The sequence below is a fragment of the Brenneria roseae subsp. americana genome (genome assembly GCF_003115815.1).
Lineage (GTDB): Bacteria > Pseudomonadota > Gammaproteobacteria > Enterobacterales > Enterobacteriaceae > Brenneria > Brenneria roseae.
In genome coordinates this window covers 32,644-56,753 of sequence record NZ_QDKJ01000014.1, presented here as the reverse complement: position 1 = coordinate 56,753, position 24,110 = coordinate 32,644, and the positions used below count along the sequence as shown (strand labels likewise).

At 50.6% G+C, this 24,110-nt stretch carries 19 protein-coding genes; 9 read left to right on the top strand and 10 right to left on the bottom strand.

Translation table 11 applies throughout. The features are described from left to right. Positions 1–33: 33 nt before the first annotated feature. The gene (locus tag B4923_RS16650; RefSeq protein WP_109055490.1) at positions 34–873 is read right to left on the bottom strand and encodes a MetQ/NlpA family ABC transporter substrate-binding protein; all 840 of its coding nucleotides are present in this window, start codon (positions 871–873) and stop codon (positions 34–36) included. Positions 874–1,038: 165 nt separating this feature from the next. On the opposite strand from B4923_RS16650, the gene B4923_RS16645 reads away from it, so the two are divergent. Then, the gene (locus tag B4923_RS16645; RefSeq protein ID WP_109055489.1) at positions 1,039–1,656 is read left to right on the top strand and encodes a glutathione S-transferase family protein; all 618 of its coding nucleotides are present in this window, start codon (positions 1,039–1,041) and stop codon (positions 1,654–1,656) included. Between the two features lie 41 nt (positions 1,657–1,697). Here B4923_RS16645 and B4923_RS16640 read toward each other — a convergent pair whose 3' ends face one another. Further along, positions 1,698–2,867, bottom strand: coding sequence for a PQQ-dependent sugar dehydrogenase (locus B4923_RS16640; protein ID WP_109055488.1), 1,170 nt, complete (start codon positions 2,865–2,867; stop codon positions 1,698–1,700). A 260-nt stretch (positions 2,868–3,127) separates the two neighbouring features. On the opposite strand from B4923_RS16640, the gene rimO reads away from it, so the two are divergent. Together rimO and sanA are read left to right on the top strand one after the other, a co-directional pair. Further along, positions 3,128–4,441 carry a 30S ribosomal protein S12 methylthiotransferase RimO gene (gene rimO, locus B4923_RS16635; RefSeq protein WP_245929639.1) on the top strand — a complete coding sequence of 438 codons (1,314 nt, stop codon included), beginning with the start codon at positions 3,128–3,130 and terminating at the stop codon, positions 4,439–4,441. Between the two features lie 228 nt (positions 4,442–4,669). Continuing rightward, entirely contained in the window at positions 4,670–5,440 is a 771-nt protein-coding gene (gene sanA, locus B4923_RS16630) for an outer membrane permeability protein SanA (protein ID WP_109055486.1), read from the top strand. A gap of 37 nt (positions 5,441–5,477) precedes the next feature. On the opposite strand, the gene yeiB is transcribed toward sanA, so the two are convergent. The 4 genes from yeiB to B4923_RS16610 all read right to left on the bottom strand — a co-directional run bounded on the left by yeiB (position 5,478) and on the right by B4923_RS16610 (position 11,512). Further along, positions 5,478–6,638, bottom strand: coding sequence for a DUF418 domain-containing protein YeiB (yeiB, locus tag B4923_RS16625; RefSeq protein ID WP_109055485.1), 1,161 nt, complete (start codon positions 6,636–6,638; stop codon positions 5,478–5,480). Positions 6,639–6,868: 230 nt separating this feature from the next. Further along, entirely contained in the window at positions 6,869–7,531 is a 663-nt protein-coding gene (gene folE / locus B4923_RS16620; RefSeq protein ID WP_109055484.1) for a GTP cyclohydrolase I FolE, read from the bottom strand. Positions 7,532–7,822: 291 nt separating this feature from the next. Continuing rightward, on the bottom strand, positions 7,823–9,514 hold the full coding sequence (locus tag B4923_RS16615; RefSeq protein WP_109055483.1) for a methyl-accepting chemotaxis protein: 1,692 nt from the start codon (positions 9,512–9,514) through the stop codon (positions 7,823–7,825). An 855-nt stretch (positions 9,515–10,369) separates the two neighbouring features. Beyond that, the gene (locus B4923_RS16610; protein WP_109055482.1) at positions 10,370–11,512 is read right to left on the bottom strand and encodes a YbfB/YjiJ family MFS transporter; all 1,143 of its coding nucleotides are present in this window, start codon (positions 11,510–11,512) and stop codon (positions 10,370–10,372) included. 105 nt (positions 11,513–11,617) lie between these two features. Here B4923_RS16610 and ptrR point away from each other — a divergent pair, with 105 nt between their 5' ends. The 4 genes from ptrR to B4923_RS16590 all read left to right on the top strand — a co-directional run bounded on the left by ptrR (position 11,618) and on the right by B4923_RS16590 (position 15,467). Further along, on the top strand, positions 11,618–12,484 hold the full coding sequence (ptrR, locus tag B4923_RS16605; protein ID WP_109055481.1) for a putrescine utilization regulator PtrR: 867 nt from the start codon (positions 11,618–11,620) through the stop codon (positions 12,482–12,484). A 76-nt stretch (positions 12,485–12,560) separates the two neighbouring features. Next, positions 12,561–13,682: an S-(hydroxymethyl)glutathione dehydrogenase/class III alcohol dehydrogenase gene (locus B4923_RS16600; protein WP_170116080.1), complete on the top strand. Its 1,122-nt coding sequence runs from the start codon at positions 12,561–12,563 to the stop codon at positions 13,680–13,682. Positions 13,683–13,831: 149 nt separating this feature from the next. Continuing rightward, complete coding sequence (gene fghA / locus B4923_RS16595; protein WP_109055480.1) at positions 13,832–14,698, top strand: S-formylglutathione hydrolase; 867 nt, start codon at positions 13,832–13,834, stop codon at positions 14,696–14,698. 556 nt (positions 14,699–15,254) lie between these two features. Beyond that, positions 15,255–15,467 carry a KTSC domain-containing protein gene (locus tag B4923_RS16590; RefSeq protein WP_109055563.1) on the top strand — a complete coding sequence of 71 codons (213 nt, stop codon included), beginning with the start codon at positions 15,255–15,257 and terminating at the stop codon, positions 15,465–15,467. Between the two features lie 119 nt (positions 15,468–15,586). Here B4923_RS16590 and B4923_RS16585 read toward each other — a convergent pair whose 3' ends face one another. Beyond that, complete coding sequence (locus B4923_RS16585) at positions 15,587–16,675, bottom strand: oxidoreductase (RefSeq protein ID WP_109055479.1); 1,089 nt, start codon at positions 16,673–16,675, stop codon at positions 15,587–15,589. A 263-nt stretch (positions 16,676–16,938) separates the two neighbouring features. Between B4923_RS16585 and B4923_RS16580 the strand changes: the two genes are divergently transcribed. Continuing rightward, positions 16,939–18,453 (top strand): sugar ABC transporter ATP-binding protein, encoded by a 1,515-nt coding sequence (locus tag B4923_RS16580; RefSeq protein ID WP_109055478.1) that lies wholly within the window; start codon positions 16,939–16,941, stop codon positions 18,451–18,453. A gap of 71 nt (positions 18,454–18,524) precedes the next feature. Next, on the top strand, positions 18,525–19,445 hold the full coding sequence (locus tag B4923_RS16575; protein ID WP_245929641.1) for an ABC transporter permease: 921 nt from the start codon (positions 18,525–18,527) through the stop codon (positions 19,443–19,445). A gap of 323 nt (positions 19,446–19,768) precedes the next feature. Here the strand turns inward: B4923_RS16575 and B4923_RS16570 are convergent, their stop codons facing one another. From B4923_RS16570 to yieE, 3 genes are all read right to left on the bottom strand, one after another. Beyond that, positions 19,769–20,764, bottom strand: coding sequence for a 2-hydroxyacid dehydrogenase (locus B4923_RS16570; RefSeq protein ID WP_109055476.1), 996 nt, complete (start codon positions 20,762–20,764; stop codon positions 19,769–19,771). Between the two features lie 596 nt (positions 20,765–21,360). Further along, positions 21,361–22,830, bottom strand: a complete 1,470-nt coding sequence (locus tag B4923_RS16565) for an amino acid permease (RefSeq protein ID WP_109055475.1) — start codon at positions 22,828–22,830, stop codon at positions 21,361–21,363. Positions 22,831–22,967: 137 nt separating this feature from the next. Then, a complete protein-coding gene (gene yieE, locus B4923_RS16560) occupies positions 22,968–23,840 on the bottom strand; it encodes a DNA-binding transcriptional regulator YeiE (RefSeq protein ID WP_109055562.1) in 873 nt (290 codons plus the stop codon). Positions 23,841–24,110: the final 270 nt, after the last annotated feature.

The following is a 24,110-nucleotide window of genomic DNA, read 5'->3' as shown; positions in this document are numbered from 1 at the left end:
ATCACCGGCAAATCGCCGTGACGTCTTGCGCTATTACTGGGCTGCCGTCTGCGCTTTCATCCATTCCGGTTTCTGGAACTGGCTGAACATCGAATCAGGTTGATCGATCACAGCAGCATACGCCGGAGATTCAACAGCCGTCTTGATATCCTGCACAAATGGTTTGTCCAGATCGTCGGTACGCACGGCGACGACGTTTTTCAGGTTTTCGTCCAGCGTTTCCAGTTTAATCGCTGAAGAGAGCTTCAATCCGGCAGCAAACGCAAAGTTACCGTTAACCAGCGATGCGGTGACGCTATCCAGCGTACGCGGCAACTGTGCAGCTTCCAGCGGTTTAAATACCAACCCGCGCGGATTTTCAACAATATCTTTTTCTGATGCCTTGGTGGCGTCGATATCGGCTTTAATCGTAATCAGCCCCAGAGACTGGAGAAAACGCAGACCGCGAGCCAGATTGGTGGCATCGTTGGACAGGGTGATAACGTCACCTTTTTTCAGCTCATCCAGTGATTTAATCTTGTTGGAATACAGACCCATACTGGCCGTCGGTACGATGATCAGGCGGGATATTTTCAGTCCTTTATCGGCGGCGAACTTCTCCATATACAGCGTATGCTGGAACAGGTTGGCGTCAATACTGCCATTGGCCAAGGCCAGATTCGGCTGCACATAGTCGCTGAATTCGCGCACCACCACTTTGTAGCCTTTTTTTGCCAATTCCGGTTTAATCGCCTGATTGACCATGTCGCCATACGGCCCCGGCGAGACACCGAAGACGATAGTTTTCGGGTCACTATTGGCGGAGGCCAACTGAATCCCCGTAGCCAACAGCACGATGCTCAAAGCCGCTCTCATTGAATGAGTGAATTTCATTACGTAACGTTCCTGTCTAAAGATAACTTGCGTCATTATTAAGAATGACAAGTTAAATCATAAAGACTAAAAAGGCATATCATTATTTCGCATCCGCCGATCGTTTTCCGGCCGGTGTGGTCAATGGCAGAATAGATTTTCTTCTCTCATCGAGTGGGGTTAGCTATGGTAACGATTTGGGGTCGTGAAAATTCGACCAACGTGAAGAAAGTTCGCTGGTGCGCCGCAGAGTTGGCGCTGCCTTATCAACATATTTTAGCCGGCGGTCAGTTTGGACGTAACCGCGATGCCGACTATCTGGCAATGAACCCTAACGGTTTGATTCCCTGCCTGAAGGATGGCGACCTGGTGCTGTGGGAATCCAATACTATCGTGCGCTATCTGGCGGCACAGTACGGGCAGGATTCGCTGTATATTGCCGATGCGGGTGCCCGGGCGAGCGCAGAAAAATGGATGGACTGGACCAGTACGCTGGCGGCTTCATTTGGCGGCGTCTTTATCAGTCTGGTACGTACCGCACCGGAAAACCGGGATATGGCGCTGGTGGAGAAGAGCAAAACCGAATGCGAACGTTTACTGTCGATTGTAGATGCGGCGCTGGCAAAGCAACCGTGGCTATCAGGCGAGTCGTTTGGTATTGGCGATATCCCGCTGGGGTGTATCGCCTATGCCTGGTTTAACATGGATATTGTTCGTCAGCCGCATCCGAATCTGGAACGGTGGTATCAGCAGCTCACTGAGCGCCCGGCCTACCGTGAAACGGTGATGATCCCCCTGACGTGATCGGCTTGACGCAGGCACCTTCCGGTGCCTGTGGTCCACTGCTACTCCAAGCCCACTTTCAGCAGCTTGCCATTATCATGATCGGTCAGCAAATAGAGATATCCGTCCGGCCCGAGCCGCACTTCACGAATACGCTCGTTGCGATCCTGCAATAAACGTTCTTCCGCAGTGACTTTGTCACCATCCAGCGTCAAGCGGATCAGATTTTTCTCCGCCAGTGCGCCAATAAACAGCGAGTTTTCCCACTGCGGGAAACGATCGCTGTTGTAGAACGCCATGCCGCTGATCCCTGGCGATTTCTTCCAGTAGAAATCAGGGTTTTCCATCCCGGCAACCTGCTCGCCTTTGGCTTCAGGAATTTTCAGTCCGGAATAATTGATGCCATAAGTCGCCACCGGCCAGCCATAGTTTTTACCAGCCTGAGGGATATTGATTTCATCGCCGCCTTTCGGACCGTGTTCATTTTCCCACAGCACGCCAGTCCACGGATTCATGGCCAGTCCCTGTGGATTGCGATGACCGTATGACCAGATTTCCGGGCGGGCATTGGCGGTATTCACGAAAGGATTGTCCGCCGGCACCTGCCCCTCCTCGGTCAAACGCACTATTTTGCCTTGCAGTTTGTCCAGATCCTGCGCGGTCGGACGCTGGTTATTCTCGCCCAGCGCAATGAACAGATGTCCCTGTCGATCAAACACCAGTTTGCCGCCAAAGTGATTACCGGTAGACAGTTTGGGTTCCTGACGGAAGAAAACGGTGAAATTTTCCAGCTGTTTGTAATCCTCAGACAGGCGCCCATATCCTACGGCGGTCCCTGCTTTTCCATCACTGCCCTCTTCGGCAAAACTCAGATAAATTCGTCGATTACTGGCGAAATCGGGAGAAAGCGTGACTTCCAGCAATCCCCCTTGCGATTTGGCGTACACTTTCGGCACGCCGGGAATGGGTTCAGAAAGGCCGCCGTCTGCTTGCCAACGGCGCAAATTACCCGCTCTTTCGGTAATCAAAATACCCTGTTCGCCCGGCAGAAAAGCCAATGACCACGGATGATCGAGTTTATCCTGCAACTCCGTCACCCTGGGCTGCGCCGCCAGCAAATAACCGGAGAACAATAAAGAAATCCCTGTCAATAGCCAACGGAGCTGACTGATCCACGATAAAGACAGGAACGTATGACGTATCGCGTTATGAGGCACCGAGTGATCAAGCATAACGTTGTCTCCATTCAACAAAAGTTCTGTAAATTTAGGTGCCGGACAATATTTGTGCAAAAAAACCAGGGCAGGTTTACATTTGTTGAAAGAAGAGTGGAAACCCAGCCCCCGAAACCCTGCTCCGGTTAAAGCCAGAATTCCGGTATACGACCACCTCCAACGCAGTACAAGATCTGTATAAATCCTAAGAAGATCTCTGTACAATCCGTGCCCTGACACTCTAATAATTGAACTCTTTTTAAGCTATGAGCAATGTTATGCAGCAGCCGAAAATCGGCTTTGTTTCCCTCGGTTGCCCGAAGAACCTGGTGGATTCCGAGAGGATCCTGACCGAATTGCGTACTGAAGGTTACCAGGTCGTTCCACGTTATAATGATGCCGAGTTGGTGATCGTCAATACTTGTGGTTTTATTGACAGTGCAGTGCAGGAATCACTGGAAGCCATTGGCGAAGCGCTGAATGAAAACGGCAAAGTGATTGTTACCGGTTGCCTGGGCGCCAAAGAAAACCAAATCCGCGAAGTACACCCAAAGGTCCTGGAGATTACCGGTCCTCACAGTTATGAGCAGGTGTTGTCACACGTGCATCAATACGTGCCCAAACCCGAGCATAACCCGTTTACCAGCCTGATCCCCGCGCAGGGAGTGAAGCTGACACCACGTCATTACGCCTACCTGAAGATTTCTGAAGGCTGCAATCATCGCTGCACCTTCTGCATTATTCCGTCTATGCGTGGCGACCTGGACAGCCGCCCGATCGGTTCCGTACTGGATGAAGCAAAGCGCCTGGTCGATGCCGGCGTAAAAGAGCTGTTGGTTATTTCCCAGGATACCTCCGCTTACGGTGCCGATGTGAAGCAACGTACCGGTTTCTGGAACGGGCAACCGGTGAAAACCAGCATGGTGAGCCTGTGTGAGCAACTGTCTTCATTGGGGGTATGGGTGCGTCTGCATTATGTTTATCCCTACCCGCACGTAGATGATGTGATCCCGCTGATGGCCGAAGGGAAAATCCTGCCGTATCTGGATATCCCGCTGCAACATGCCAGTCCGCGTATTCTGAAACTGATGAAACGCCCCGGCGCGGTTGAAAGAACGCTGGAGCGCATCAAACGCTGGCGGGAAATTTGCCCGGATCTGACGCTGCGTTCAACTTTCATCGTCGGTTTCCCCGGCGAAACTGAAGAAGACTTCCAGATATTGTTGGATTTCCTGAAGGAAGCCAAACTGGATCGCGTCGGCTGCTTCAAATACAGCCCGGTGGAAGGCGCAACCGCGAATCAGCTACCGGATCAGGTGCCGGAAGACGTTAAAGAAGAACGTTACCATCGCTTCATGCAGTTGCAACAAAGAATTTCTGCCCAGCGTCTACAGGACAAAATTGGTCGCGAACTGTTGGTTTTGATCGACGAAATCGATGAAGAAGGCGCGATCGGACGCAGCATGGCCGATGCCCCGGAAATCGACGGCGCGGTCTATCTGAATGGTGAAACCGACGTCAATGTGGGTGACGTGGTGAAAGTAAAAATCGAACACGCTGACGAATACGATCTATGGGGTAGTCGGATTTAACGGATACTCCAGCCATTATCCGGTCGCTTGATGATTCAAACGACCGGTATTTTATTATGGCGGGCGACGTTGAAAAATTCGCCCGGCATTTTTCTCCCGCTGTTTGTGCATCATCGTTGAAAAATCAATCAATAGACGCCGCCCGTGCTGCCTGCGCCTTGCTTCCCCCTTTCAGGTAAAGTAGCCTTGGGTTATGACTATCCCAATAGCCTTGCCTGAGGCATAAGCATGTGGAAACGCCTGATAATCGGCCTGTTACTTACCATTGGCGTGCTGATGCTGTCTGCTATTGCTCTCGATCGCTGGATCAGTTGGAAAACCGCTCCTTTTATTTATGATGAGCTGCAAGAGTTGCCGCAGCGGCAGGTCGGCGTGGTGTTGGGAACCGCGAAATACTACCGGACGGGTGTCATCAATCAATATTATCTGTTCCGTATTCAGGGTGCGTTGAATGCCTATAACAGCGGCAAAATCAGCTATTTGCTGCTGAGCGGCGATAATGCGCTGCAAAGCTATAATGAGCCGATGACCATGCGCCGCGATATCATCTCCGCCGGCGTTCCCCCTGCCGATATCGTGCTGGACTATGCCGGATTCCGGACATTGGACTCCATCGTCAGAACGCGGAAAGTATTCGATACCAATGATTTCACGATCATCACCCAGCGTTTCCACTGTGAGCGGGCATTATTTATCGCGTTGCATTTGGGTATCCAGGCGCAGTGTTATGCCGTCCCCTCTCCCAAAAATATGATGACGGTGCGCTTGCGGGAATTTGGCGCCAGATTAGGCGCGTTGTTTGATCTGTATATTCTGAAGCGGGAACCTCGTTTTCTGGGACCGCAGATTCCTATTCCGGCAGAGCATAAAATCCCGGATAACGCGCCTGATTACCCTGCGGTTCCACCTGAACAAATCATCAATCTGGCCCCTTCGACATCCAATAACGGCAAGACGCCAGAAAAACCGCAACTGACAACAGAAAAAACCACGCCTTAGTCAAAGTCCGTTTACACATCTTCCCCGGCAAATTTTGCTATGCCGTTCGGGCAACAACAGCGGTGAGTTTGCGCCAGAGCCATTCAATCGGCCCCTGCTGAAAATAACGTAACCAATAGTGGGAAAAAACAAGATTCACAACCCAAATGCATGGAACGATAGCCACCAGTTGCAAACGGTCGAAATGCATAAAGAAGCCCAGATGATTAAACAGCGCGGTACACAGGAGGGTTTGCAGCAAATAGTTGGTCAGCGCCATGCGGCCAATATCACGAATCCAATACGTTATGCGCCACTGACACAGCGACGGCCAAAAGCCATAGCACAGTGCGAGATAACCCACCGCCTGTAACGGGGCGCTTAGCTCACGAGGGATCTGCAGCAGCAGGCCGCTCCACTGATATTCCCACTGCACCAGCCACTGCGCGACCACGCCGATACTGTTGATCGCTAACGCCAGAGGAATAAGCCACAGCGCGACTTTCCGGTAATGATTCTGGCTGAATTCCCCTTTCAACCAGCCGCTGCGCATCAATCCTGCGCCCAACAACATCGAACCGGCCAGCAGCCAGCCATACTGTACGCCTAATGACAGGAGACTTTCCGTCAGTAAATTGACCCGATTACTCCAGGCTTCCGCGCCTCCCGACGTTTGCCAATAAACCTCATAAGCGATATCGGCCGCGCTGGGCAGCCAGAAACGTCCCGGCTGCAGGCTGAGCAATTGACTTAGTACAAACAGGATACCAATGCCGGCCAGATACATGACAGCACCCGTGCGCAGTAAAGCACGACTGTCATCAGCAAGGCGGATCATGCCGTAACACACCAATCCTATCAGGCCATAATCCAGCAGAATATCGCCATCCCAGAAGAAAATAGAATGTGCCAGCCCAATCAGCATCAGCCAGAAAAGCCGGGCATGGACCCAACGTTTCCCGCGCGGCAATAGCAGCTGTAAGCCCGCTCCAAACAGAATGGAAAACAGGGTCAAAAATTTTGCCTGCACCAGAAGATCCATCACCGCCCATGTCCAGACATCGCTCAGAGAAGGTAGTCCGCGATAGGCCGGGTTAAGGTAAGCCGCTTTAGGCAAACCAAATGCCGTGATGTTGAGTAACAGAATGCCGAGTACGGCAACGCCCCGGACGAAATCCAGCGTGGCAATGCGTGATGGCAGCATGGGTTGAGAAGGCATAGCACTTATGTCATTAAATCACCGGAATATCGATTGTATTAACAGAACGCCAGAAATCATACGCATTTTCTGCATATTCAACCGATTTCTCGCCGGCAAAAACATCCGTATGCCTATCAGACAGCCAGACTCAGTGAATGAGCGGTAAAGAAAATATTAAAGCAGCGGGGGATTAGAATGAAATAAACGCGGGATATGCCATTCCCGCGTTTATTTCAGAAGACGCGCGATCAGTTATGGTGACGTACCGCGCGCAGAAATTCCTGACGGGTATTCTGACTGGATTTGAACAATCCGCCCAGTGATGTCGTGGTCGTGGCGCTGGTGGCATCACGAATGCCCCGGGCCTTGACACAATAATGAACGGCATCAATCGAAACAGCCACATTACTGGTGCCCAGCAATGTTTGCAGCGCAATCAGGATCTGCTGCGTCAGACGCTCCTGAACCTGAGGCCGCTGTGAGAAAAACTGTACGATGCGGTTAATCTTCGATAAACCAATCACACCGTCTTTCGGAATATAAGCGACGGTCGCTTTGCCATCAATCATCACGAAATGGTGTTCACAGGTGCTGGTCAATGTGATGTCACGCACGGTGACCATCTCATCCACCTTCATTTTGTTTTCAATGATGGTAATTTTCGGGAAGTTGGCATAATCCAAACCGGAGAATATTTCATCGACATACATTTTAGCAATTCGATGCGGTGTCTCTGCCAGACTGTCATCCTCTAAATCGAGGCTTAACAGATTCATGATTTCCGTCATATGTTCGGTAATACGCTGTTTACGCGTTTCCCGATCCAACAATTGTCCACGCAGCGGCGTTTCAAGACCACGCGCCATCAGCGCCTCGTGCACCAAGACGGCTTCTTTACTCAATGATGACATTATTATTCTCCTGCAGGTGTTACTTAGAACCGATCTCGTTAGGTGCTCGAACGCCTATCAGAATCAATTCCTATAGTGGCGTGTTGGTCCGGCCCAAACGCCGTCAACACTGTAGTTGAGAGAGAAACGATTATCCAGTGATTGTATGTCATGATTGTTGAAATAGATTCAGGTTATCATCCGGAACCGATTCGCCTGATACCTGTATCGCTACGAACAACAAAGGCACTGAGCCTTCGCCCAGTGCCTCTCGGATTCCGATTTAATGGATGATTTTCACCATCGGCTTAATCAGAATGTTTCCCAGTTAGCATTATCATTCTTACTTTTTTTGCTGCTGCCTGTTCCGACCCCCAGCAGCGCCGGTTTCAACGTTGGAGCTGGTTTACCTGGCTGTTGGATTTCGCTATGTTGGCGTTTTTCGCCAGCGGCAAGTTGGAAGACGGAGACCGCTTCGGTCAACTGACGAACCTGATCTTCCAGAGACGCCGCTGCCGCAGCAGATTCCTGAACCAGGGAAGCATTCTGTTGCGTCACCCCGTCCATTTCCGTCACCGCCTGACCAATCTGGCTGATACCGCGACTCTGTTCATCCGACGCCGACGCAATTTCACCCATCAAGTCATTCACTCGCGTAATGGCAATAATGATGGACTCCATTGCTTCACCGGTTTGTGTAACCTGGTGTGACCCCATGTTGACACGCTCAACCGACTCGGCAATCAATCCTTCAATCTCTTTGGCCGCTTGCGCACTGCGCTGCGCCAGATTACGGACTTCCCCGGCGACAACGGCAAAACCGCGCCCTTGTTCACCTGCTCTTGCCGCTTCAACGGCTGCGTTCAACGCCAGAATGTTGGTCTGGAAAGCGATACCGTTAATGACGTTGGTAATATCCGCAATTTTTTTAGAACTGGTGGTAATACTTGCCATCGTTTCCACCACATCAGTCGTGACCTCTCCTCCTTTCTTCGCTGCAATCGAGGCATCCTGGGCCAGTTTGCTTGCCTGATGCACATTTTCGGCGTTTTGTTTCACGGTTGCGCCTAACTGCTCCATGCTGGCCGCCGTTTGTTCCAACGCCGCCGCTTGTTGCTCGGTACGGGCCGACAGATCGTTGTTACCACTTCTGATTTCACTCGCGCCCTGATAAATGGAACCGGAGCTATCGCGGATCGTGGTGACCGTGTTGATCAGACTTCTTTGCATGTCTTTCAAATAGGGAATCAGTTGACCAACGCAGTTCCGACCGAACTCTTCCAGCGGATATCCCAGTTGACCGTCGGCCAATACATGGAAATGTCCCTTGATCATATTCAGCGGTTTGACCAAATAGTTAACCAGGTAACGGTCTGTAAGCAGCAGAATCAGTAACCCAATCACCGCCGCAGCCAGCAGGATGTTTTTATTCCAATCGACTAATGCATACACCTGGGATAGCGATGAGCCGGAGAACACGATCGCACTGTCCTGATATTTATCCATTTTGTCGCCGAATTCGATACTCAGAACAGGATAAACGTCCCGGAAGAGATGCCGAAATTCATCAGGACGATTATCGCGAACCGCGACAAGCAACGGTTTTAACCCGTCATCAATCACCTGTACCCAGGCTTTTTCCATGTTTTCGACGGTGGCCTTATCAATGCCGCCATGATCGGCCGCTTTAAATTCCGCCAGCCTATCCGAGGTACTTTTTATCCCCGCTTCCGCGGAGGCAAGCCATTTCCCAACCTCGGCCGTTTCGCCAGTCTGGGTATAATCCATTGCCCGAACCAAACGGATCGCGGCACGAAAATATTGATCATTACCATCGGCTAACGTGTTGGCGTTCTTTTTCTGTACCTCCCCTGATTCTAATAATCTTGTCATTTCACTCAGCGACGATGACATATAGAAGGATACGCCTCCCCACAAGAGTAAGAATATTCCCAATATTGTTAAAAGCATGGCCCTGATGGTGATATTTTTTAAAAAGTTCACAGCAGACTCCTATAAATTATTTAGCGATTTTCATCTGTGCTTTTTTAAACCTGAGTGCACACTTTTTATTGAAAACCAACTGGCATTGCATAATTTCATGATGAGTGAATAACCTCACCGGTTTAAATACCTCCCTTCGTGACAGAAAATATACATTTCTTACACAATTGGCACACTTCTCTGTTACGCATCTATATTATCGGCCAATAAAGCCGGCACTTTACTTATTTTGATCACTAAATACGATAGAAGATGACTTAACAATAGCTGGTAACTATTGCTTGATAGCAGTCATTCGGCTTCTATGTAACTAATTATTTTGCCTATTTATTTTTAACTATGCCCATCTGCGCCTTCTAACTTATTCGACATGCCTTTTTCTGGGAAAATTCTTATATTGCGTCGCGTAAGAAAATAACCTCATTGGAAGCGAAGAATCCTCCCGTTTTTCTTTTTTGTTTGTAAAAAAACGCCTATCAAATAGATAGGCAGCTATTAATAATCAATGCCATCATCGTTAATTTACAGCGTAATTATTTCCATACCGCAATAAATACGCGCTCCTGACGTCAGCTGAAACATCGCTTCCACTTATCGTCAATGACAATATTCAGAATAGATGATCCCGTTGTTCAATTTTTATTAAACGTCCTGACAGGACGTTTAATATTAAATATCAAAACTTAAATCAGGATTGAAATAAAATTGTTTCTATTAATTTCATTGATAGGTAAAAACAAAATAATTTATGTGTATGATTTTATTGGTTTTTTAATAAAACAAAAAGAAATTTATGAAATAACTTTCTATAATCGCTTTTTCCCTTTCCCATCGATTGATTAATGAAAAGATTATTTATTCTCCCCCTCGTTCCGCTTTTACTTGCCAGACTAATGCTCCCGCCATAACCAATCCGACGCAGGCAATATACAACGCAGGCTCAAGACGGTGCGTTAATGCAGCAGACATCGACGAAACCAATGGCCCAACCAATTGCCCAATGGCATAGCCCGTTGTCAGTAACCCCGCCATATAGCGCACATGCTGCGGCGCCAGTTCACGGCCATACTGTAACGCCAGTTGTACAACGCTCAGAAATCCACCGCCCGTGAGTAATGAGGCGATGATCAGTCCACTGATATCGGAGAAGCTGACCGCGCACAACACGCCGATAGCCTGCGCCCACAGCGTCAACGCCAGACGTTGATGCGTCGTCGAAACCTGACGGGTGGCAATGCCAATCACAATGCCTAATACCGCCGCACCGCCAAAAAGCGGCCAGACAAACTGTGCAAACAGGCTACCGGGAAAACGCTGAGCCGCCATCTGTGAAAGAAAGGTCGCGGGTAAGATATAGCCAAATCCTGCCAGGCTGTAGCTCCAGACCAAACGCTTTAATCGCGGTGTCAACGTCAACGATTCGACAGGCATGGTCTGTCGGGCTGATTTCCCGCCACGCGGCAAATTACCACTCACGGCACTGACGACGATGAGCGCCAACGCGCCATAAACCAGCCAGGCCTGTGACGCACTCAATGCCAGCCCGTGAGCACCAACCGCCAGCATGCCGCTGATAAATATCCCTACGCCCGGACCAGCGAAGACCGCAGCACTGAGCGCAGGCCGACCATAATGTGCCAGACTTTCGTTCGTCCATGCCGCCACCAGCACCATCGCCCAGCCACTCGCCCACCCGATCAGAAAACGAATCAGGCTGTGCCACCAGACATCATCAACGGCCGCGGACAGCAATGTCAAAAACACGGCGCCCCATACTCCGCCCCACAACCGCAGCGTGATTCGGTTTTTGGCCTGCATGGCATCAAAGGCGCCTGCCAGATATCCCAGATAATTTAACGCCGCTACGATGCCGGCGCTGGTAAGCGTCAACTGATGTTCAGCTATCATTAGTGGTACTTGCGGCGTGAAAGCAAAACGTCCGATGCCCATCGCAACGGCCAACATCAAAAATCCGCTTAACGCTATTCTTAAAGCCATCCCTTTCCCTTACGTGTTACATAAAAGTTGCGAACAGAGTGACTTATCGCTAAACTCACAAAAAGTGAATAATTAAAACAAAGTTAGTCACAAAAAGAGAAAATCATGGACCTGACTCAACTACGCATGTTTTGTCTTGTTGCCGAAACGGGTTCAGTCGTTCGGGCGGCAGAGCAGTTGCATCGCGTCCCCTCAAACCTGACGACCCGTCTCCGGCAACTTGAGCAGGAGCTGGGAGCCGCTCTCTTTATCCGCGAAAAACATCGCTTGCGGTTGTCCCCTATCGGGCACAACTTTCTCTGCTATGCGCAACGTATTCTGGCTCTCAGTGAAGAAGCCATCAGCATGACCCGTACTGGTGAACCCGCCGGTAATTTTGCGTTAGGCTCAATGGAAAGTACGGCCGCGACCCGATTACCAGGCCTGCTTGCGGCCTATCATCAGCGTTATCCTGGCGTGGCGCTTTCACTGACGACCGGTACATCCGGGGAAATTGTCGATCGGGTTCGCGCCGGAACGCTGGCTGCGGCATTTGTCGATGGCCCGGTTTCCTACGATGAACTGAACGGCTGCAAATCATTTCCTGAACATCTGGTGCTGATCTCGGATATCAATCATTCCCCCATCCACCATGCACAGGACGCCAAAGACGATACGTTGTTCACTTTCCCACCACGCTGTTCATACCGTTCTCGTCTGGAAAAATGGTTCAGGCAGGATGGGATCACGCTCGGCAACATCATGGAAATCCAGTCATATCATGCCATGATTGCCTGTGTTGCCAGCGGAGCCGGATTGGCGCTCATCCCTGCTTCCGTACTTGAATTATTACCCGCTCATGAGCGGGTACAAAGACATGCGCTGCCCAAAGAAATCGCAGATACCGCCACCTGGTTAATATGGCGGCGCGACGCTTTTGGCCCCAATGTTGAAGCGCTGAAAAAGCTCATCATTGAACAATCGTCAACCTGACATCATGCTTATTGAGATTAATCAATAACCAATTTTAAACGTTTACGCAACATATTGCCGCTAGAGGAGTTACACCATGCAAATGATCAAAACCCGCGCCGCTGTCGCCTGGGGCCCAAACCAGCCATTGACGATTGAAGAAGTCGATTTGATGCCACCTCAGAAAGGTGAAGTTCTTGTGCGCATTGTTGCCACTGGCGTTTGCCATACCGATGCTTATACCCTGTCGGGTAAAGATCCCGAGGGCGTTTTCCCCGCGATTCTGGGTCATGAAGGCGGCGGTATCGTTGAGGCGATCGGCGAAGGCGTAACCAGCGTGGCCGTTGGCGATCACGTTATTCCGCTGTACACCCCTGAATGTGGCGAATGTAAATTCTGTCGTTCCGGGAAAACCAACCTGTGTCAGGCTATTCGCGCCACACAAGGTAAAGGTCTGATGCCGGACGGCACCACCCGTTTCTCTAAAAACGGCCAGCCTATTTTTCACTACATGGGCACCTCGACGTTTGCAGAACACACTGTCGTACCGGAAATTTCATTGGCTAAAATCAGTAAAGAAGCGCCGCTGGAAGAAGTCTGCCTGTTGGGCTGCGGCGTGACTACCGGCATGGGCGCGGTGATCAATACGGCCAAAGTGAAAAAAGGCGATACGGTAGCGATTTTCGGACTCGGCGGCATCGGGCTGTCAGCCATTATCGGCGCACAAATGGCCGGCGCCAGCCGTATCATCGGGATTGATCTCAATACCAGCAAATTCGAACTGGCACGCAAGCTGGGCGCCACCGATCTGATTAATCCCAAAGACGATGACAGGCCGATTCAGGATGTGATCGTCGAACTGACCGACGGAGGCGTTGATTTCTCATTTGAATGTATCGGAAACGTAAACGTCATGCGTTCCGCGCTGGAGTGCTGTCACAAAGGCTGGGGCGAATCCGTGATTATCGGCGTTGCCGGCGCAGGCGAAGAAATTTCCACCCGCCCTTTCCAGTTGGTTACCGGCCGCGTATGGCGCGGTTCCGCTTTCGGTGGCGTAAAAGGCCGCAGCCAATTGCCGGGCATTGTACAACGCTATATGGACGGTGAATTCCAACTGAACGATTTCATCACCCATACCATGACGCTGGACGAGATCAATACCGCATTCGATTTAATGCATGAAGGTAAATCGATTCGTTCGGTTATCCATTTCAGCTAAAGTCGTCATTACCCCTACCCTGTTGATTTCAAGGTCCGCCATACGCTTTCCCAGTTTCCCCGCCGGATCGGGTGACTGGGATAGCCACTAACACACTGGCACCTGGATGATGAGGGGATGTATCCAATATATAAGGAGGCAGCACGAAGATGATCCCGTCACTGGAACTTCTGGAAGAACACCGAATGTTTGGCGGTTGGCAGCAGCGCTATCGCCATCTATCTGACACGCTGAACTGCGACATGACATTCAGCATTTACCTGCCGCCGACGCCCGATGATACCCCGCCGCCCGTGCTTTACTGGCTGTCCGGGCTCACCTGTAACGACGAGAACTTCACCATCAAAGCCGGCGCCCAACGCGTCGCGGCAGAGCTGGGACTGGTTCTGGTCATGCCGGACACCAGCCCGCGGGGAGAGGACGTTGCCAATGATGCAGGATACGACCTTGGACAAGGCGCGGGATTTTACGTTAACGCCACCCAGCAGCCCTGGGCCGCACACTATCAGATGTATGATTACATCCGTCAGGAATTACCCGCCATCATCAAGCAACACTTCAATGTGAACGAACGGCAATCCATCTGCGGACATTCTATGGGTGGACACGGCGCGCTGATGCTGGCCCTGCGTAATCCAGAACAGTATCTCTCCGCATCGGCTTTTGCCCCAATCGTCAATCCCTGCCAGGTGCCCTGGGGACGCAAGGCGTTCGAGAACTATCTGGGCAAAGATGAAACGCAATGGCGGCAGTACGACAGTTGCCATTTACTGGCCAGCGCCCAACATAAGCTCCCCATACTGGTGGATCAAGGCGACTGTGACCAGTTTTTACCAGACCAGCTACAGCCGGCGAAACTGGCTGAATTGGCTCAGCAACACGCGTGGCCGCTGACGTTGCGCACGCAGTCTGGCTACGATCACAGCTATTTCTTCATTGCCAGCTTTATTGAGGATCATCTGCGCTTTCACGCCCAGTATTTATTACCGGCCATCCCCGATCACCCTCACAAGTGAGGTTGAAAAACGCTTCCAGCGTTTCAGCCCAGTGACAAATTGCGGGAAGAATATGACTGGTTTACTGGAGATCGGCTCACCGATGCCGATATACAAATTGCGGTACCGCTGATATTGGTGAAAATGCAAGTCAGTTCTGCATGGCGGCCAGTATATCGAACGGATTGAGCGGTTAACGGCGTATCAACGCGCTTATATTCAGGATGAACAGCGAACCCAATCACGGCAACCCCGCCGGGTCGACAAATTTGCTCATTACCCGGCAACGGCTGCCTATACTCTAAATAATTCGAGTTGCAGGAAGGCGGCAAGCGCAGGAACCCCGATGAGCTTACTCAAGTAAGTGATTCGGGTGACTAAGCGCAGCCAACGCACATGCAGCTTGAAGTATGACGAGTATATAAATATCGCACTTTTCTTGATGAACGAGTAGCGTATTATACCGGACCAGTATTAAAGGGCTGGAAGACGGTAACTTCACGCTGTAAGGCGTCTAATAAAAATAGGCTGTTTCGCCGTCTGGAGTGTGGCATTGATCTTTTAGGAGTGATTGATTTTGCAAAGAAAACGGGTTTCATCATCAGAATTGTTTGCTATCGGATACGATGCGGAAAAGAGTCTATTGGAAATTGAACTGCTGAATGGCAGCATATATCAATACTCAGGCGTGGCGCGGATGATCTATGAAGAGTTAATGTCGAGCACGAACAAATACCGATATTACTCACGCTACATCAAAAGTTCGTTCGCCTACGAAAAAATACAGTAATCATCCGTCCGGTAGAGTTATGACGGGCATCCTGCCCGCCCTGCGGTGGGCCGAGTCGTTCAGTCATGAAAGATGATGGGTATGGAAATTGGGCGGATAATCCGCCCATTACCTTTCCGTCAGCCAGCCAACGCTTCGACCTTTTTCAACGCGTCCAGCATGACATGTTCATCGAGTGCCAGTGGCAAATAGTGAATTGACTCACCTTGTTTCAGCGTTCGTGCAATCACCGACTGAATCGCAGCGCGATCGTTGATATCCACTTCCAGCTCTGCCAGCGATGTCGGCAAACCCAACCCTTTGAACGCGTCGTGGAGTTGACGCAGCGTGGCGTCATCGCCCAGCAAGGCACTTTGCACCAGAATGCCGTAAGCGACTTTTGTGCCATGCAGGAATTGTTCAGTCTGTGGCAGTACCGTCAGCCCGTTGTGTACAGCGTGTGCAGCGGCCACCCGGGTATAGCGCTCACCCAGCCCGCCGACCATACCGCCACCGGCGATGATGGCATCCACAACATCAAGAAACGCCGGCGTCAGTTCGCCGCGCGCGACAGCCTCCATTGCCGAAACGCTCTGCTTCAGTAACACATCCCGGATATCCAGCGCGGTTTGCAGACCAAGACGAACCGTCAATGGTAACGTATCAGGCTGCGGACTGAGCACCATCGCTTCATACCACTTCGCCAACGTGTCCCCGATGCCTGCCAGTAGATATTCTGGCGGTGCGGCCAGAATAATGCGGGGTTCAACCAGTACCAGATGGTTGGCATCGGTAAATATTTCAAAATTCAGCGCCTGTCCGGCATCGTTGTACCAAACAGACAGCGGCGTCCAGGCCGCGCAAGTCGCCGCAATCGTCGGTATGGCGACCAACGGAACACCAACCTGCCGGGCCACCACTTTGGCGGTATCCAACACCGCGCCGCCGCCAATGCCGATCACGACCTGACAGTTATCTCCAGCCTCCGCCGCCAGCCGGGCCACTTCGCTTGCGCTACAGTGTGCGCCACACAGTACGCGCCGGGCAGTACCGGCGTTAAATTCCGCGGGTAAAAATGGCTTCGCCGCCGCCAGGGCGCGTTCCCCGTATATCCACAGGGCATGGTTCAAAACAGCCGGAGGATAGAACGCCAGTAATTTATCGATTGCCCCGGGAAAAGAAAAATAGTTGGCCGGACCGACCTGTACACGGATTGCCGTTGTGTTCATTTGCTGAAATTCCTATGCTTTTTATCATTGTGCAACCATTGATAGAAACCGACGGAAGCGGGCGTCCTACATGCCCGCCCCTGAGTCATGCCATCTTATTCACTTACCTGATGCGGTTTAAGAATTTTTTTACTTATCTTATGCTTTTAAATTCATATCCCAGGGCTTTCCCTGCCCTTAATCTGTATTAAATTCTGCCAGTTATGTGATACCTTTCACACCCGTTTTCTGACGATATTTACCGCCGAGAGCGCTACCGAACCATGACGTCTACCACCCAACAAACCCGATTGGAAATGCGAAACATTTCTATCTCATTCTCTGGTTTTAACGCATTAAAGCAGGTTAATTTCACGCTGGAAGGTGGCTCCATTCATGCGTTAACCGGCGCAAACGGCGCGGGCAAATCAACACTGATGACCATTTTGTCCGGCGCCTACAGTCACTATCGTGGCGACATCATGATTGATGGCGTACCGGTGGATATTCACTCGCCGCGCGCAGCCAAACGATACGGCATTCATCTGGTACAGCAAGAGGTGGATGTGGCGCTGGTTCCCACGCTGTCCGTTGCTGAAAATATCATGCTGGATACGCTGGCGCAGACGGGCCATGTGCTCAACTGGTCCCAGCTGTACCGGCAGGCACAGGCACTGCTCGACCAGCTCGGTGTCGCTCTGGATGTACGCCAGCGTCTGGACCATTGCTCTCTCGCCGAAAAACAGCAGATTCTGCTCGCCAGGGCCCTGTCTCACGAATGCCGTTTTTTAATTCTGGATGAACCCACCGCCCCGCTCGATCAGGCGGAAAGCGCGCGTCTGTTTCAGGTTGTTCGTCGTTTACAGGCCGACGGGATCGGCATTGTTTTTATTTCCCACCGTATCCATGAACTGAACGAAATCTGCGATACGTTAACCGTACTGCGCGATGGCGAATTTGTCAGTAGCGGTCCGATGCAAGGCTTAAGCGGTGAACAAATCGTTGAACGGATGCTCGGCCATCGGCTGGATGATATTTTCCCGCCTCGCCGGGTGACACAGGGCCAGGAGGTATTGCTGCAAGTTACCGGCCTGCATGATGAAACCCTGCTGCGCGATATCTCTCTGACGCTGCGCAAAGGCGAAATTCTGGGCCTTGCCGGACTGGCCGGCGCGGGTAAAACAGAACTGTGTAAGGCCCTGTTCGGCGCAACCGCCAGCCAGGTCGCCAACGGCGAATACCGTGGTACGGCATGGAAACCGCATTCCCCTCATCAGTCGGTTGAACAAGGCATTGCGCTGGTGCCGGAAGAGCGGCGCAAAGAAGGGATCTTTATTGACGAATCAGTCACGATGAATCTGAGCGTCAGTGCCAGCGACAGCTTTTCCCGCTGGGGAATATTCAGCCATAAACAGGCATTTCGCTGGGCCAGGCACATCATTGCGCAACTGACCATTCGGACCACCGGCCCGATGCAAAAGCTTGCCCGCTTGTCTGGTGGTAACCAGCAAAAGGTCGCTATCGGTAAATGGTTACGCAGCGAAGCTCAGGTGCTGATTTTTGATGAACCCACCAAAGGGGTGGATATCAAGGCGAAGCAGGATCTGTTCACACTGATTGACGGTCTGGCGCGGCAAGGCAAAGGCATTATTTACGCCTCAGGCGAATTTTCCGAACTGGTCGGTTTATGTGACCGGATCTGCGTGCTATGGGACGGTCGTATCGTCGCCGAACTGGATGCATCAGATATTGATGAAGAAACATTACTATTATATTCAACTGGAGGAACTCCCGCGTGAGTCACCAACTTTCACCTAACGGGGTACTCCCCTTTCGCCATCGCTTCTTCGAGTTTCTGTACAAGTGGGGCATGCTGATTACTGTTGTGGCCCTGATCGCACTATTCGGACTGGCCTCGGATAATTTTTTAGACCCTTACAATATCATTAACATCTTGCGTTCGATTGCCATCGTAACGGTGATTGCTATCGGCGTGTCCATTTCGCTATCCGTCGGCGGGTTTGACTTATCTGTCGGCTCAACGGCTTCATTGGCCAATGCATTGGTGATCTCCCTGTTCGTCTGGCATGGATTGGGTACGACGGGCGCCATTGTGCTGACACTGCTACTCTGCACGCTGGTCGGGCTGTTCAACGCATTTCTGATTGTCGTGCTCAAGATCCCGGACATGTTGGCGACACTTGCCAGTCTGTTTGTGATTCAGGGCGTTGCGATGACCTACAGCTACGGCGGCTCCATCACCCAAAATATGGTGCTGCCAAGTGGCGAAATGGCTGAAGGCATCATTCCTGAATTCTTTGCCACACTGGGGCAGGTTCCGGTTATTGTCGTGATCATGCTCGTGGTTACGCTGCTTGTTCAGTTGTATTTGTCACTGACCAAACACGGACGCAGAATGTATGCCATTGGCGGCAACCCGGAAGCCGCGCGACTGGCAGGCATCCGCACGGCCCGCTATCGTGTTCAGGCCTATGTCTTTTCATCGCTGCTGGCGGCGCTGGGCGGCATTCTGCTGGCTTCCCGTATTGGCTCCTCTCAGGTCAATGCAGGCGGCGGCTACCTGATGGATGCCGTCGCGGCGGCCTATATCGGGTTTTCATTAGCAGGATCAGGCAAGCCGAATGCGCTGGGTACATTGGTAGGCGCGGTTATTCTCGGGGTATTGCAAAACGGGCTGGTTATGCTCTCAGTGCCTTACTATGCCATGGACATCATCAAGGGGCTGGTATTGGCGCTGGCGCTGGCGATAACCTATATTCAAAAGCGTTGATTTCATCACGTTCACTCACCGCCTGCAAAGGTGGTGAGATAGAGAAACTCGTTTTTATTTATTATTAACCCGCTACTATTATCAAAACAACACTATCACAATAATACCTTTCCCGGTTCCTGCTATTTCCCGGCCTGAAAAAATAACAACGATAGCGCTATTTTCCCTGAACTATAGACACGATTGTTTCAATAGTTCAGGATTTCAATGCGATATCAGACACAAGCCACAAATATCCATCCCCGATAAAAAAACAATCGCAATGCAACAGCAGCGCAATCATCAAGGTGTAAATAATAATATGAGTGACATATTAATTCTGCTTATTTAACACCATTTCCGTTCATTAATATCTGTGGATATCCTTGTTGCTGAACAAACTCATCAATATTCTCAATTGTTTTTTCCATCAGCGTTTGCAGGGCCGATGCCGATGTCCAGGAAATATGTGGTGTAATCAATAGATTAGGTAACGTTTTTGCCGCCAGCATCAGCGGATTGTTTTTAGCTGGCGGCTCCTGGGTCAGACAATCCAGCGCCGCGCCGGCAATACGGCGCTGATTCAAAGCCGAGAGTAAGGCCGCTTCATCAATCAGTCCGCCTCTGGCGGTATTAACAACAAACGCGGTCGGTTTACACAGCGCCAATGTTTGTGAATTCAGCAGACATCGGGTCTCATCCACTAACGGACAATTCAGCGAAATAATATCCGCAGACTGTAAAACTTGTTCAAACGGCAAATACCCCGGACGACACTGCGCACTTTCTTTACGTTCGGAAAAAACGACTTTTATCCCCAGCGCCGTCGCCAGGCGGGCCACTTCACGTCCGATCGCCCCGGAGCCGATAATCCCCAGCGTTGAACCGGCTATATCCTTAACCGGATAATCAAAGTAGGAAAACTGCGTCTGGCTCGTCCATCGATCGCTGAGCTGATCCCGATACCATCCCATCAGGCTATGTTTGAGCGCCAAAATCATGGCAATCACATGCTCGGAAACCGCCTGAGTCGCGTAGTTGGGCACATTCTTCACCGCGATCCCCAACTCAGCCGCGGCCACGGTATCAATGTTATTCGTCCCCGTTGCCGTTACCGCAATCAACTTCAAATCAGGCAACGCCGCCAGCGTTTCCCGCGTCAATATGGTCTTATTGGTAATAATAATATCGCTATTTTTCGCCCGGGCAATAACCTGCTCAGGAGCCGTGTAGCTATATTCAATCCATTCATGGCGGCACTGTGGTCGCCTGAAGCTATTCTTTTTCAGGAAAATAGTTTCAGGCAGCGCGCCTTTATCCAAAAAGGTAATTTTTAGCATAGTGTTTAACCTGATTACTATTTATACACCGAAGTCTCACTTTCGTTAGTAACAAATTCTATACATTGGAACGGAGTACAGAAATCCTCATCCCTAAAATAACTTATTAAACTTTATATGTGTCTCTAAAAAAGAGAGCAGAACAATTATTTAATTAACACGTACACCGCATCCAATTAACAATCAGACGGTCAACTATAAAATACAAGGATCCGCCAAGCATTCAGCGTAGACAGCATTAAAGTAATTAACAACTTTTAATAGGGTGAATTTCATTCATTATCACGCCGCCAGTCGATAATAGAAAAAGAAACGTAGTTTTGGTTTTCAATCAGCCCCATTCCAACCCCAAACATTGACACACCGGGGAAAATAGCGAATGACGGCTTATACTGGCACTGATGGCACGACGCCGTATCAATTGGCGTTCAAAGCGGGAGAAAAACGCAGCAAACTAACGAGATGATGATTACCATCCGGATAAACACCGGGTTCGGTAAAATCGCCAAGGAGAGATAAAAAAGTTGCTCCACCTGAATGAAGCAACCTGATAAAAACGTATAACTTCGCCGCGGAAACGGCGGCGGCCAGCCCGCTTACTGTTTGTAATCGGGGAAGGTCATATCCTGATATTTGATAAAGCGAGAGCCACGATACAATTTGTAACCAAACCAAATCAGTAAGAACAGCGGAATACCGATATACGTCGCCGTGACGCCATACCAGTCGATTTTATCTTCCAGAAACGCCTGATAGTTCTGCCCCAGCGTAATCACCAGACAGAGTACAAAAGCAAAAATCGGCCCCAGCGGGAAGAAACCCGACTGATAAGGTAAGCGATTCAGGTCATGTCCCTGCATCACATAGCCGCGGCGGAAACGGTAATGGCTGATCGCAATTCCCAACCAGGCAATAAAACCGGTCATCCCTGATGTGTTCAATAGCCACAGGTACACCGTCTGGTTGCCGAACATCGATGACAGGAAGCACAGCGCCGCCACCACTGTCGTTGCATATAGCGCATTGCGCGGCACTCCCCCTTTTGACAGCCGGGCAAAAATACGCGGAGCCTTACCTTCTGAGGCCAACGTAAACAGCATGCGCGTCGAAGCGTACATACCGGAGTTACCCGCCGACAGCACGGCAGTCAGGATAACGGCGTTCATCACCGCCGCCGCCGACAGCAAACCTGCATTCTGGAAGACCAGCGTGAACGGGCTGACGGTAATATCTTTAACATCATTACGCAGCAGGTTAGGGTCAGTATATGGAATGATCAGGCTGATGATCAGAATGGCGAAAATATAGAACAGCAGAATACGCCAGAATACCTGACGGATCGCCCGCGGAATATTTTTACCCGGGTCCTGGGACTCACCGGCGGCAACCCCAATCAGCTCCGTTCCCTGAAATGAAAAACCGACAATCATCGCGACCCCGATCATCGCGGAGAAACCACCCGCAAAAGGCGCATCGCCAATCTGCCAGTTATGGAAACCCGCATTTTCAGCACCGCGCAGAATGCCCGTGATCATCAGGACACCCACGATGATAAAGATAATAACCGTCGTCACCTTAATCAGTGAAAACCAGTATTCCGCTTCACCAAATCCTTTTACGGAAATGTAATTCAACAGGAACATCAGCGCCAGGAACAGCGCGCTCCAGATCCAGCCGGAGACTTCAGGGAACCAATACCCCATTACCAACTGTGCGGCAACAAGGTCAACGGCAATGGTGACGGCCCAGTTGTACCAATAGTTCCACCCCAGCGCGAAACCGAATCCTTCTTCTACATAGCGCGCACCGTAGGTTGAGAAAGAACCGGAAACCGGCATAAAAGCCGCCAACTCCCCCAGACTCGTCATCAGGAAATAAACCATCAAACCAATCAGAGCATAAGATAACAGTGCGCCGCCCGGACCGGCCTGTGAAACCGTTGCACCAGAGGCGACGAATAATCCGGTGCCAATCGAACCGCCAATGGCGATCATGGTTAAATGCCGTGCTTTAAGCTCACGGCGCAGGGTGGATGTTCCCTGAGATTGAATATCTTGCTGAGCCATTAGTGTCCTGCGTGCTCTTGCCAAAAAAATCGAGGCGGGATTGTAGCAAATCGTTTTCAACAGGAGAGATAAGATCGTCGAGTTATAAGAGAGGTTCATAACTCGAGCCCGATCATTAGCAACAGAAAATACGCGTTCTATAACGTTTCACGGCAATAACTCAGGAAACGCTGTAAGACATTTGAAATATGCTTCTGGCGATGATGAACCAGATATAACGTACGAGTAAGCCTGGGCAGCGGCACCGCCAACTCCACCAGCGTTCCCGCTGCCAGCTGTTCGGCAATCACATGGCGGGACAGACAACTGATGCCAATACCGTGTCGCACCGCGTGTTTAATCGCCTCCGAGTTCCCTAACTCCATCACCAGATGGAAGTGTGGCAGTTGAGTCAACAGCAAATGATCCAGCACTTCACGCGTACCTGAACCCTGTTCACGTAAAATCCATAGCGCATCGGCCAAAGCCTGTAGTGAAACATCCTGCTGGCAGAGCGGATTCGCCGGCGAACAAAAAACCACCAGCTCATCTTCCAGCCAGGGTTGAGTCACCAGATCGGTATGATGGCACGGTCCTTCAATCAGCCCAAGATCGACGCTGAATCCCGAAATCCCCGCAATCACGTCCTGAGTATTCCCAACGTGCAGTTCCAGTGGAATTTCAGGAAAATCTTGTCGATAACGGGCGATCATAGCCGGTAAGAGGTAGTTGCCGATGGTACTACTGGCATAAATACGCAATGCGCCATTGTCATAACGGAAAAGTTGTTCAATTTCCACGGATTGTTCAAGCAACGCCAACGCCTTTGGATAGAGCAATCTCCCATGTTCATTCACAACGAGCCGCTTGCCGACGCGGTCGAACAGGTGAACACCCAATTGCCCTTCCAAATCGGCCAGTGCCGCGCTAACGGCAGATTGGGAAAGTGCAAGTACAACCGAAGCCTGGGTGGTTGAACCACTTTTCAGGACTTCCGCAAAAACTTCCAACTGACGTAAGGTAATATGCATAGTGGGTTCTTTATCGAAAATACCTATAGTTAGGAGAATATTAATAAATTTCTCAGGAGATTTCACGGGATCAACCATCTTATGGTCGCCAGGGCAGCGCCATCATATGCAGGAACGCGTATTAAGAGGATACAAGGAGACCGAAATTCTGGAGGATTGAACCGCTCGTCAGGACGGATGCAAAAATGTTCAACCGACGTAAAGCATCGTTCTTATATCTAAAATATCGATAGGTTATAAATATATAATCAATTTTTCTTTTATACCTTC

Coding starts and splice junctions, on each gene's coding strand:
- B4923_RS16650 (WP_109055490.1), bottom strand. CDS start 873: ATGAAATTCACTCATTCAATGAGAGCGGCTTTGAGCATCGTGCTGTTG.
- B4923_RS16645 (WP_109055489.1), top strand. CDS start 1,039: ATGGTAACGATTTGGGGTCGTGAAAATTCGACCAACGTGAAGAAAGTT.
- B4923_RS16640 (WP_109055488.1), bottom strand. CDS start 2,867: ATGCTTGATCACTCGGTGCCTCATAACGCGATACGTCATACGTTCCTG.
- rimO (WP_245929639.1), top strand. CDS start 3,128: ATGCAGCAGCCGAAAATCGGCTTTGTTTCCCTCGGTTGCCCGAAGAAC.
- sanA (WP_109055486.1), top strand. CDS start 4,670: ATGTGGAAACGCCTGATAATCGGCCTGTTACTTACCATTGGCGTGCTG.
- yeiB (WP_109055485.1), bottom strand. CDS start 6,638: ATGCCTTCTCAACCCATGCTGCCATCACGCATTGCCACGCTGGATTTC.
- folE (WP_109055484.1), bottom strand. CDS start 7,531: ATGTCATCATTGAGTAAAGAAGCCGTCTTGGTGCACGAGGCGCTGATG.
- B4923_RS16610 (WP_109055482.1), bottom strand. CDS start 11,512: ATGGCTTTAAGAATAGCGTTAAGCGGATTTTTGATGTTGGCCGTTGCG.
- ptrR (WP_109055481.1), top strand. CDS start 11,618: ATGGACCTGACTCAACTACGCATGTTTTGTCTTGTTGCCGAAACGGGT.
- B4923_RS16600 (WP_170116080.1), top strand. CDS start 12,561: ATGCAAATGATCAAAACCCGCGCCGCTGTCGCCTGGGGCCCAAACCAG.
- fghA (WP_109055480.1), top strand. CDS start 13,832: ATGATCCCGTCACTGGAACTTCTGGAAGAACACCGAATGTTTGGCGGT.
- B4923_RS16585 (WP_109055479.1), bottom strand. CDS start 16,675: ATGAACACAACGGCAATCCGTGTACAGGTCGGTCCGGCCAACTATTTT.
- B4923_RS16580 (WP_109055478.1), top strand. CDS start 16,939: ATGACGTCTACCACCCAACAAACCCGATTGGAAATGCGAAACATTTCT.
- B4923_RS16575 (WP_245929641.1), top strand. CDS start 18,525: ATGCTGATTACTGTTGTGGCCCTGATCGCACTATTCGGACTGGCCTCG.
- B4923_RS16570 (WP_109055476.1), bottom strand. CDS start 20,764: ATGCTAAAAATTACCTTTTTGGATAAAGGCGCGCTGCCTGAAACTATT.
- B4923_RS16565 (WP_109055475.1), bottom strand. CDS start 22,830: ATGGCTCAGCAAGATATTCAATCTCAGGGAACATCCACCCTGCGCCGT.
- yieE (WP_109055562.1), bottom strand. CDS start 23,840: ATGCATATTACCTTACGTCAGTTGGAAGTTTTTGCGGAAGTCCTGAAA.